The sequence below is a fragment of the Legionella anisa genome (assembly GCF_001467525.1).
GTDB classification, from domain to species: domain Bacteria; phylum Pseudomonadota; class Gammaproteobacteria; order Legionellales; family Legionellaceae; genus Legionella; species Legionella anisa.
Genome location: NZ_LNXS01000018.1, coordinates 1 through 11,014, shown reverse-complemented (window position 1 = coordinate 11,014; position 11,014 = coordinate 1). Strand labels below are relative to the sequence as shown.

Sequence of the window (11,014 nt, the reverse complement as noted above, 5' to 3'; positions counted from 1 at the left end):
TTCGTAACTTTGAAAATTACAGAACTCGTGTTAGGGTGCTGTGCTGTTAAATGTGAGTGCCCCCGTAATTGGGAAAGAGCCTAAAAAACTAGGGAATTTTTTTCAAGAAAAAACATCTGATTGTTTTGAAAACATCACAGAATTAGATGCCTTCACTCAATCCTTTGTATTTTACGACATTTTAGTCCATAAACGGAGCAAAACCAAGGTAAATGCATTTCGGCGTTGGCTGGATATCGCACAAGTATTATTAGAGCAAGAATCCTACGCTCCTTTTTTTGCGATTATAAATGCACTGAATTCTCCCGAAATTAGTCATTATAACTTGGTGAGCTATTTACCCAATTCATATCAAAACCGGTTTCATCAATTTATTGAATTATGCTCTCCAGAGCATGGCTACAAAAATGCTCGAAAAAATTTGGATTTATTTAGTGAAACTTCCTTAACCCCATTTCAGTGGTTTTCTAAAGAAACAATGAACGCTTATGGGCACAATTCATTGCAAGAAAATGACAACAAAGGATACTCACCCTTTGCTAAAATTATATACAAAAAAGTGAACTGCTTACGAAACTTCAATGATCCTTTAGATAAATATCAAATGCGAGTAGTCAAAAAAATTCAGAAGCTTCAAAAGACCGAAGAAAACAATCCTCCGAAATACGTTAAAATGCGCTCAGAGGAATCAAAGCAAAACCTAGAAGAACAATCAAATAAAATCTATTATCGCGATATGTTCTTTTCTAAAAAAACATTGGGTCAATCTAGAAATAAAAAATTAGAAGGTCTATTTAAAGGAATTTTGCAACCGACTTAACTGTATAATGGTTAGACTTGATGTGATAGGATAAGAAGTTATACAGCATTTGTTGGACATGTTCATCCAAAAAATATATAACCACTAAAATCAATGATGAAGACAAATGATAAAAATGTGTTACCCATTGACGATTTTTTTTGCAAGAAATATCTTTATTTCTCGTGATCTATTAATTACGTATATTTAAAATTAAGTTATTTATAAAGATCATCTCGATAACATTTAAAACTTATATTTAAAATATCCATAGCGGAAGTAGAAGATAACTTTATGAACTATTATGCGATTATGTTGACTATTAACCGATTCATTACAGTCTTACTCCCCATACTACTGGTTGCGTGTACGCATCAGCAATCTAATGGTCCGGATCACTATGTGATCAGGGGGAAAACATATCATGTGATGAAGTCTGCCAAACACTACAAAGCAAAAGGAGTTGCTTCCTGGTATCGGTCACGCGGTCGGAATCAAAAAACATCGACCGGAGAGCGCTACAACATGTATGCGATGACAGCAGCTCATCCAACACTCCCACTTGCTACACGAGTACGGGTCAAAAACCTGAATAATGGCCGGTCGATTGTGGTTCGAATTAATGATCGAGGTCCTTTTTTATCGAACAGGCTCATTGATTTATCCTTCGCTGCCGCTAAAAAACTCGGTATAAAAGGCATTGCTCCTGTTGAAATTGAAGTAATTTGAAATTGCTAAGAAGTATCGCTTGCTCAAGCTATGAACCTGATTTATCTGATTAACTTATTAAATAGTCTAAAATTAAGAAATCGTCCTCTTCATCAGGGGCATTATGGCTAGAGCAATTTGGAAAGGTGAAATTTCATTTGGACTCGTATTCATTCCTGTTTCTTTAGTATCGCAGAAGAAAAGAATGACTTAAATTTAAAAATTCAGCCGTCTGTACCCTTCACCGCTCGTAATGATAATCCATCGTTTTACGAAGGATCATTTACAAGCACTTAAAACGAATTCATTTGCCTAATAGGAATCGAAGTAAGTCCATAATTTTTTGCACGCTTAATAAAGTCATAAGGTTATTATTTTACAATGCGCGAATTGTAATAAACGGCCCAAAGATATCCCATCTAATTTGATTTTATGTTGTCCCGTTAGAATTATTTTTTCCTTTAGAGAGCTTAAGTTTATTGCCATTTAACCTTTATGCAAAGTAAATATCGATTCACGGCTGCTCCACAAACAATAAGCTTTTAATTTATTTAATCTACAAATGAGGTTTTCAACATGAAAAGTAAAACGATTCCTATTCCTGAGCGTAAGCCAGTTTCTAATGAAACACCATTCGAATTTGAAACTGTTACGTATATAGATACTCCAAACCATAATTCAGAATCCACCAATGAGTATGGATCTGGAACTCCTCCCGAACAAATTGATCCGGATTTTTTAAAACAATTATTAAACGCTTCCAAAACAAAACAGCGCGTTGGAACTCCCCCCGAAGAGTATGAATATGGAAATTTTGAGTTTTTTACACCCAGAAAAAAAAGTAATAAACCCACTGTTATTGTTGGAACTGATTTTGATGGTGTATTGACTGACTTAGATGGACCAGAAACTGTTAATAGTGAATTTTTTCAAAAGTGCTATCAACCCGGAACTGAGAAACTTTATCCGCTTAAGCAATTGAAGCAAATTTTGGCCGATGAGTTTGATGAATATCAAAAGAAACATTCAAAAAAACACCCTGCGGCTATCGGTGAACAAGCTGAAAAATTTCTACGCAATATGTCGAACAATAGCAATGTAAAAATTGTTATTTTTACTTCCAACCATCCTGATTATGTCGAAGCAGTGTTGACCTATTCAAAAATCCCATATATTGAAATAAAAAAGACTGCATTAACCTTAGGTATTGATAAATGTAATTTAATAATGGATTGTTTAAATGAAACCTACAAGGTTAAGTTAAGAGGTATTTACCTATTTGAGGATTCTAAGAAGAACCTCGACGATCTAGTATCAGGGGCAAAAAGAGGACTGAAAAGAGATGGTATCACTGAAGAAGAGGTAGCAATCACACCTCACCTTTGTGTACCAGGTCAAATTAATTGGGCTGAGCATGATATTGAAATTGAACAAAAAGCAATGGACACTCAAATAGAAACTAGTTCGTTCACTAAGAAATAGGTATCGTGACGTAGGAAAGTCTGGGAAAATTTCAAACATAACCTGGTTGCCTTGCAACCAGGATTTCTATTTTAAACGTCTATTATTATTCACCACGACAAAAAGCTAAGCTACTTCTAAACAAACCCACTGTGGTAAATTAGATTAATTTATTTCAAAATGCGGTTTCGAAGACTTAAAAACTAACATCCTTTCAGATAAAAGCTTATGTGATCTTATCTGAGCTGCTACATCCAGACTATGATTCTGTGATCAGTTAAGAAATAAATGTAGGTTGGGCCTTGGCCCAACAAAGCTCCTATCTCATTCGGCCCCTTGTTGGGCCAAGGCCCAACCTACGCTTGCTAAGCTAGCCATCATAAACTACCAAATTTGTAGGTGGGATTACATTAGGCTATTTAAAGTTTTAAACAATCGCTATAGACATACCCACTTCTCTCAATCGAAGTAAGAGCACATTTTCCACCTGATACCAAATTAAAACAGTCTGAATATACATATCCGCTTTTATTTATTGAAGCACTGGCACATATATCTTGTGCATCATTGGCTATTTTGAAACAATCGCTGTCGACATAACCGCTTCTCTCAATTGAAGCTTCGGCACAACACATTTGTTGAGGTTACCTTTAAGAGCAGTAAATAATCGCTTAGTTTGTGCCGCATCATCTTGATTCACCCATTCTGCAACCCACTTCCCTTCCTCGAAAGACGAAATCTTTTCCAGAGAACTTGTACAGAAGGCTGGAAGAGTTACCAAAAGAGTTAAGGCTGAAATAATATTTTTCATAACGTTCTCAATAAGCAAAGGAAGCATTAATTTACATAAAAAATACATTTTATGAATATACTTCTTCTTAATTAATCAACTTGGTGGGGTTACTAAATTTTTAAATGTTCCAATTATCTTTTAGCCAAAGTAGCAGCTGTCTTGAATTCCAAGTTCAAGACAGTTGCTACGCTAGCTTAAAATGAGTGGATTTAAGTCATTAATACAATTCCCAATTCTACATAAATACGCATCTATAATTAGAATCATTATCTGTGCTTGTCATAAGATTTTCTTCTTCCTCTGTAGATTCTTCAGTTTCCATTTCTTTTATTGAATCTATTTCATCATAACACCCGCTTAATCGTTTCTTAAGGCTTTACCATTGATCGTTCTAATTATTAAATATTTAGTATCTTTCATATTCACTATATACTAGGATTATGAGAGATCATTTGCTCTGGTTGTTTTGGTGGATAGGTTTCCAACAATTCTCTAGGAATTGTCATACGGCAAAGAGGATAGTATCGATCCCCTCCATCTACGGTTTCGTACTGACCGTTCATATCATTATCCAGATCCATTAGGCTTTGATTCATTGAAATTGCCTGCTCCGTTGAAATAGAGACCGCATCCGAATTGACCATTTCTGTAGTTGAGACATAGGTGCTGTCTTTACAATGGAAATGCCCGTCATTTGAAGTAATAATTTCCCATAATGGCTTCAAGAGGCTTTGATCATCCACTACTTTTTGCAAAGGCTGTGACTCATCCTTAATTGAAATGAGAGTATATACCTGCTTAAAATTTTGCAGGTCTTCGTCGTCCACCACCATTGCCACTTTTTGACCTAATTCATTGATATAAAATAAGGAAAAAGGATCTGTGTTCGTTAGAAAAATGTAGCTGTTTTTGTATTGATCATATTGAGTATCTTCTAAATTTTTTGACATCACATAAATACCAGCTTGGTAATAAATAATATTTTTTCCTAGAATAACTCGGTTATTTTCTGAGTCCCCTATAACAAAGGTATGATCATTAACATGTAACCGCTTCACTTCCACACCTAAAGATTTAGTCAGCTCAATAGCAAGGCAAGGTGCTTTTTTTATGTTATTAATAGGGCGATCTTTCTGTAAGACATAAATGTACTCAATTTTTCCTTCGAGACTTTCTACAAAGTTAAGGTATGCTTCGCATTGTTCCCATCCCAACATATTATGATAAATAGAGAACTCTCCCGTGGTTAATTTGGCGATAACACCTTGGCAAGGACGTAGACTATCCGTTAGGATAAAATTATCTGTACCTTCATCACCTACTTTAACCCGATGGTTTTCGTTATACATCATGATTAGAGTCTCTGAAACATACACCGTGTCATAGAATTGAAAGACAGAGCCCTCCATAAAATGTTCACCGATAGGATTTCGATTTAAGTGCAAATATCTTGGCATATTTATCATCAATATGATCAATTATTGATAATTTTAGCACAAAATAGCATATCCTTATGAGGAACGAGTATTTTTGCTCTGAGAGTTTGATTCCAAACATGGTCTCAATAACAGCAAAAAATTTAGGAGCTGACCGAGCTATACCATCTTTTTTTGCTCGCTCTAGCGCCTGATCTTTAAAATGAGGGCTATATTTCTTTCTGTTTGATTTTTGTTCTGGGTTGTTCTTGTGCATTATTACCTCTGGTTAAGATTTTACTCTCTTAACTAGGTGTCTATCAATTCAAGGCGAGATCACTGTATTAAGCATCATGTTCATTGGGCTTCATATTCTAAAGCATTTAACTTTTTATAAAGTGAATAAAAAACAATTGATACAAGCTTTTTCTTATATCAATAATTATGTATTAGATTGGGGAAATTATGATTGTGTAAAATTATGACGGGATCGTTCAGTATCTGACCTCTATGTGTTCCGAGAGGCTGCTTTCTATTAGTTTTGCGAAATCATTCCTATATATTCAGAACAATGGCCTGCGGCTATTAAATTTTTGGATTCATTTTGTTCATGAATTTCAATATGACTATTTTTACCCTCATGAAATGAAGATATTCTTGAAATGATGGGTGTCGTCTGACATGGCATCAAATTACCTTTTCTTTCGTCGCGCAAAAATAGTCTTTATTCTAGCAACCGCCATTTAAGAAGTAAGAAGAGGCAGGCCAACAATATCCTCATGCTCATAGTTGTCTATATTTTCATTAGAATCATTGCTCTCAACATCTTCTGAGGAAGGGCGGTCATTGGATAAGTGATAAAGCTTAATATCTGGATTGGAATTGCAGCTAACTATTATATCTTCGAGTAGAGGTTTGACTGAATCTTGAAGTAATGCGATTTTGCGACTAACCCTATCCTCATCAGTCGAAGAAGCGTGGATAAAAGGAGTAAACCCTCCTTGATCGTTCACAATTAATTCATTAATTAAACGGGTAAGCCTCTGATGAAAAGGATTTGCTTCGGTCAATGAATTTTTTATTTGTTCTAAATCTTCAATGAGCTTAGTTGACTCATTTGCACAACACGATGAGTCAATTATGTAATTTCGAGACATCCTTCCGAGTATAGCAACGACAGAAGCGATGAAACAAACTCCCGATATGATTTGACCTATCCACATCCAGTCTTCTTCACGCCCAGGACTACTACGTACTAGTGTAAGACTAAATAAAAGTGTACCCGATAATAAAGTGAGCCCATCAAGAAGGAATAATAGGGGTATGTCACAATTTTTGGAAAGTTGATGACTTTTTGCATACTGTAGTTTTCCTATTAAAAAATCCGTTTGCCTTTCAAGTTGAAGTAGAAATTCTCGCTGGGTTTGACTATTATTGCGTTTTTCAAGTCCTTCATTTTTTTTAAAAAGTGTAAGTTTTTCTAATATGTCTTGAGGTAATCCTATTTGAGAATATGTTGTGGTTTTTTTAAAAAAACGAGGCGTGTTGAGTAAGGAAATAAGGCGGTCTTTCAGGGTATCATTTAAATTGATACACGAGGTGCAAAAATCTAACAAATGTTTTGATAAATTATTCTTATTCCTTAATAAATCCCTACAATGCCATATAATAGCTTGAAACTGACGGGCAAAAGGTGGATAATCTCTTTTCTCTTTATAAAGTTTTCTCACTAATTCTAACGTATCGTCTACGCTAAAAATTCCTTTCACAGAAAGGGGCTCAACGGGTTTTTCCCCAAAGCATGTATCTAAGAGATAAAAGGGTTCCGCATAAGGGGTACCGAACACATTCTCATTATCCAAATAAATTGAAAACTCTTGGGGTAAATTTTTAGCAATAAATGCACCGTACTCGTTTAACAAAATGAGTATTTTTCCATAATCACTTTGTTTGTCAGATGGGGCTTTTAGTCCAGAGCTAATGCACAAATCAAGCGCTGTATGATTTGTAGTATTGTAAAGATAAGGATTTAAACCGTGCTCCAGTAATAACTTAACGATTTTTACGTACCCATAACGACACGCTACATGCAATAAAGTCTCTTCATGAATATCAATCAGAGTCGAAAAATTCACATCCATCCTTTGCATTTCAACTAATAATTTTTTAACAATCTTAACATGCCCTTGTTGTACTGCCAGATTAATAGCAAATTGTCCCTTATTATCTTGAATATCAAGTCGTGCTCCTTTTTCTAATAAAAAATTGACTGTGTCTTCTATCCCGTGATAGCACGCATAATGAATAGGGGTTTTTCCTTTTTTATCGAGCTGATTCATGTTCTCTAAAATTTCTTCTATAGAGGAATCTTCATTAAATGAGCATGATTTCAAAAAACGCTCCAATAATTGCAAAGGTATTTGTTGTCCTGAGGCAAGATGTAAAATGGTTTGATTTAGATTATTTTTTATCCAAATTGCTTCCAATTTATTTTCTTTAAGGAAAAACTCAAAAATTACCTCCGCGATCTCAATTTTTTTAAGAGATAAAGCAAAAAGTAAAAAACCATTTCCATTTTCATCTACTGCATCAAGAGATTCGCCCTCTGTTTCTATGATTAATTTTAAACTTTTTTTAGTATTGAGCAGATCACCTTTTTCTATAAATTTAAATAAAGCTTGTTCAAATGGCTGCATATTTTCTATCCTTTCTATAGTTAAATTAAGAGCTGCAAACCCGGGAGTGTTATTTTTCGGATAGGCTATGAGATAGATATCTGCATAGAGCACTTGAGACAGTGGTTGTTTGAAACTTCTCTTCCATTGTTCTTTAATTCCTTAAAGTTAGCAGAATCATGCGATTTATTTGATCCATATGATCATTTAATATCTTATAAGAGGCTGAATTATAATGATTTTCACTCACTTTACACAATAGAGATTCGATCCCCTACCTATGAAATCAAAAATAATGTTACTGAAGAGGGCAACCAGTTTTCTATTTTTTTCATTTAATTAAGGTTAGAGTCCAGAGCAAATTTCAGGAAGAATGAAATATCAAAAGCTCACTATTTATGTCTGTCCACTAATGGGGTCAGATCTTTCCTTTTGCCTATGTAATAACTAAATTTAGATTTTAGGAAGGCAAAAGGAAAGACCTGCCCCTGATGCCTCCTAAGAATATAAAAACATTATATAACATATATACAAATGTTTTATTTAAACTCCATATGTTTATAAATTATAATTATTGGTAAATTTATAATTTATGTTGAATTTCGCTCTAATTTTTTAAAAAGGAAAATAAATGCCTTATTTCTATGAAAAAAATACCCGGATCCATTTGACAAATTCTATTGATGAATTGACTTATCATTCATTTCCCACTGATGTACAATCACCGGAAAAAAGTGCTCATTATCAGGCTGTTGCTAATATTATTTTTTCTTCGCAATACAAGTTGTCTCTTTTAACTACGAGAAAAGACATACTCTTAGGGCAAGATTTTATAGATTTCATAGCGCATCATAAGTTAACTTCGTTAAACAAGTATAATGGAGTTGATCTCTTGTATCTTTTAGCCTTAAGCCATGATACAGCTTTGCGTGCTGGAATTTGGAAGTTAGGCTCTCTGTCACATCTAAAAGCTACTGAAATTATCAGTAGCCTATCAAAATTAGATGCTATCGATCGCATACCTTTTATGAAAGAATCCCTAGTAGCATGGAAGGATTTGTTTCTAAAAGCTAAATTTGAATTGCAACAAGAAGCAGGGACTTGCCCAGATAGCACTCAAACTATGTTGGGTCAGATGACTTTATACGCTTCTACAAAAAATGACAAAAATAATGAACGCCATGGACAGTCTCAGAGCGATCAAATAAGATTAGAAGTTGAACGTGAGCAATTTCGTTTGCTGGAAAGAGCTTATTACAAAGAAAAGGATAAACATAACCAGCCTACAGAAATACAATCGTATTACAGCGATGAAGAAGAGGAATATAATGTTACGCAACAGCAGTATTACTATAATTAACACATATAGGGTCAGGCCTTGAATTTTGCATTGCACCTATGAGCCAATAAAGAACATTAAATTCAAAACTCAAGGCCTGACCCTATATGTGTACTTTAATGTAAAAAATACCTTATCTTCCTGGCTAATAACCTGATTTTTCACCCAAACCAAGTAACTAAATAAGGAGAAATTAGTGCTTTCCGTACAATTTTTTAAAAATGAAGAAACTTCAACCTCTTTTAAAATAAAACCCCCAAAATTATTTTGGGAGTATGGTATTGTCCTTGATTGGCAAAGTAATCAACCTGTTGCTTCTGAGTTAATTAAAGAATTAGAGATAAAATTTATCCCTGAAATTAGAGATATCGTGTGGCCAAAGAAAGGAGCCCCCTTAATTGAAAGTGTCCTTAGGCTTGTAAAAAAAGAATTTAAAAATAATCATCCCACTGTATCGTTACAGTTAAATCCCCAAGCCAGCTCAATGAGTCACCCTCTTTTAATGTGTATGAGCGATTTTGTAGTCCTTCCCCCCCAAAAACCTGCCTTTTCACTTGAAGCCTTTGTTTATAGAATCACTGTATTATTAATGATGCGATATACAGTAGACCATTGTCAGGAACTAGAACAGAAAAGCTCCTTGATAGAAAAATACAAATCCGAGGGTACTGCAGTCACAAACCGCTTATTCCCCTTTGCTCTAGTTCAATATGCCTATGAAAAAAATGGTCGTATGGAGGAATTAAAGGAAAGAATACAAGAAGCTGTCACTCCTGCAGTAAAGCGTGCGTGGGAAATAATCAGTGCAGAAGGCAATAAATTTATAAAAGAGATACAAGACAATGAGGCTTTTAGAGAAAACAATCTAACAACTGCAGAGTTCAAATAATAATAGACACCCCATACTTTTAAATTTATGGGGTAAGTTTAATAATCAATGGCGTCAGCAAGCGTAGGTCGGGCCTTGGCCCGACAAAAATTAATGCTATTCTCCAAACTGGTTCGTTGTTTGTAATATATCGGAGAAAGCCCAGTCACTGGTTATAATTCCTTTTTGGATATATCTATGAATACTGGAGTATTTCCAATCAGATGCTTTTTGGACATAGCCATGCTTCACGGGGTTAAAATGAATATAATTCACATGATGCTCCAAATCCAATTCATTTTTGATCAGGTGTTCCCAAAAGCGCCTCTGCCAAATACATCTTTCTCGTTTTCTTTTTCTTGAAAAGAACGATTTAATCATGCTCCAACGCATAGAGGAATTGCTGTCATGTTCTGGTAAGGCCATTATTAAATGCAAATGATCAGGCAAAATGACATAGGCAATTATTTTAAAAGGATATCAGGCTTTGGTAGTTCGAATAGCATAAGACAACGAGTCGATTTTTTTGATTAAAATTCCATTTGTTCTATTAGCAAGATTCACCGTAAAAAATAGGTCGCTCCCGGCAATAGAGCTCTTCGATAGTGCATGAGTTTGGACCAGATTCATTTCCATTAGCTACGCTTATAAATCAATTTTTATTTCTAATCAAGAAATTGTCGGGCCAAGGCCCGACCTACGCTTGCTAATGCAAAAATAGTAGCCGATCGTTTTCATGTTATTCGCTTACTTCAACATCAATGTATGATGACCTATCGCGAGCTATCCAGCCAAATAAAAAGTAACCGAGGCATCTTGGCTTTACTGTGTACGCGCCCTGATAAATTGACACCTCAACGACGACTTAAGCTCGATGCATTCCTTGAAGACAATCCGGCGGTAAACGCTATATACCAGTTTCAACAACAAGTTCATGCATTACTCTTACATAAATC

General features: G+C 34.9%; 10 protein-coding genes and 1 pseudogene. 6 read left to right on the top strand and 5 right to left on the bottom strand.

The window, feature by feature from the left end:
- Positions 1–52 precede the first annotated feature (52 nt).
- The 3 genes from Lani_RS04215 to Lani_RS04205 all read left to right on the top strand — a co-directional run bounded on the left by Lani_RS04215 (position 53) and on the right by Lani_RS04205 (position 2,989).
- Entirely contained in the window at positions 53–820 is a 768-nt protein-coding gene (locus tag Lani_RS04215) for a RasGEF domain-containing protein (protein ID WP_161496373.1), read from the top strand.
- Positions 821–1,093: 273 nt separating this feature from the next.
- Positions 1,094–1,528 (top strand): septal ring lytic transglycosylase RlpA family protein, encoded by a 435-nt coding sequence (locus tag Lani_RS04210; RefSeq protein ID WP_040523167.1) that lies wholly within the window; start codon positions 1,094–1,096, stop codon positions 1,526–1,528.
- Positions 1,529–2,083: 555 nt separating this feature from the next.
- Entirely contained in the window at positions 2,084–2,989 is a 906-nt protein-coding gene (locus Lani_RS04205) for a radical SAM protein (RefSeq protein ID WP_019234927.1), read from the top strand.
- A gap of 550 nt (positions 2,990–3,539) precedes the next feature.
- Here the strand turns inward: Lani_RS04205 and Lani_RS04200 are convergent.
- The 4 genes from Lani_RS04200 to Lani_RS04185 form a co-directional block, all read right to left on the bottom strand.
- Entirely contained in the window at positions 3,540–3,779 is a 240-nt protein-coding gene (locus tag Lani_RS04200) for a hypothetical protein (RefSeq protein ID WP_019234926.1), read from the bottom strand.
- Between the two features lie 407 nt (positions 3,780–4,186).
- Complete coding sequence (locus Lani_RS04195; protein ID WP_127908252.1) at positions 4,187–5,218, bottom strand: hypothetical protein; 1,032 nt, start codon at positions 5,216–5,218, stop codon at positions 4,187–4,189.
- A 493-nt stretch (positions 5,219–5,711) separates the two neighbouring features.
- Positions 5,712–5,864, bottom strand: coding sequence for a hypothetical protein (locus Lani_RS20125; RefSeq protein WP_019234922.1), 153 nt, complete (start codon positions 5,862–5,864; stop codon positions 5,712–5,714).
- Between the two features lie 55 nt (positions 5,865–5,919).
- Positions 5,920–7,872, bottom strand: a complete 1,953-nt coding sequence (locus Lani_RS04185; RefSeq protein WP_019234921.1) for an ankyrin repeat domain-containing protein — start codon at positions 7,870–7,872, stop codon at positions 5,920–5,922.
- A gap of 610 nt (positions 7,873–8,482) precedes the next feature.
- On the opposite strand from Lani_RS04185, the gene Lani_RS04180 reads away from it, so the two are divergent.
- The gene (locus Lani_RS04180; RefSeq protein WP_019234920.1) at positions 8,483–9,211 is read left to right on the top strand and encodes a hypothetical protein; all 729 of its coding nucleotides are present in this window, start codon (positions 8,483–8,485) and stop codon (positions 9,209–9,211) included.
- 175 nt (positions 9,212–9,386) lie between these two features.
- Complete coding sequence (locus tag Lani_RS04175; RefSeq protein ID WP_019234919.1) at positions 9,387–10,079, top strand: hypothetical protein; 693 nt, start codon at positions 9,387–9,389, stop codon at positions 10,077–10,079.
- 96 nt (positions 10,080–10,175) lie between these two features.
- On the opposite strand, the gene Lani_RS21260 is transcribed toward Lani_RS04175, so the two are convergent.
- Positions 10,176–10,484, bottom strand: a complete 309-nt coding sequence (locus Lani_RS21260; protein ID WP_019234918.1) for an REP-associated tyrosine transposase — start codon at positions 10,482–10,484, stop codon at positions 10,176–10,178.
- A gap of 279 nt (positions 10,485–10,763) precedes the next feature.
- On the opposite strand from Lani_RS21260, the pseudogene Lani_RS04165 reads away from it, so the two are divergent.
- Positions 10,764–11,014: pseudogene (locus Lani_RS04165) on the top strand (transposase); the annotation flags it as partial.

Coding starts and splice junctions, on each gene's coding strand:
- Lani_RS04180 (WP_019234920.1), top strand. CDS start 8,483: ATGCCTTATTTCTATGAAAAAAATACCCGGATCCATTTGACAAATTCT.
- Lani_RS04195 (WP_127908252.1), bottom strand. CDS start 5,218: ATGCCAAGATATTTGCACTTAAATCGAAATCCTATCGGTGAACATTTT.
- Lani_RS04205 (WP_019234927.1), top strand. CDS start 2,084: ATGAAAAGTAAAACGATTCCTATTCCTGAGCGTAAGCCAGTTTCTAAT.
- Lani_RS04185 (WP_019234921.1), bottom strand. CDS start 7,872: ATGCAGCCATTTGAACAAGCTTTATTTAAATTTATAGAAAAAGGTGAT.
- Lani_RS21260 (WP_019234918.1), bottom strand. CDS start 10,484: ATGGCCTTACCAGAACATGACAGCAATTCCTCTATGCGTTGGAGCATG.
- Lani_RS04210 (WP_040523167.1), top strand. CDS start 1,094: ATGAACTATTATGCGATTATGTTGACTATTAACCGATTCATTACAGTC.
- Lani_RS20125 (WP_019234922.1), bottom strand. CDS start 5,864: ATGCCATGTCAGACGACACCCATCATTTCAAGAATATCTTCATTTCAT.
- Lani_RS04200 (WP_019234926.1), bottom strand. CDS start 3,779: ATGAAAAATATTATTTCAGCCTTAACTCTTTTGGTAACTCTTCCAGCC.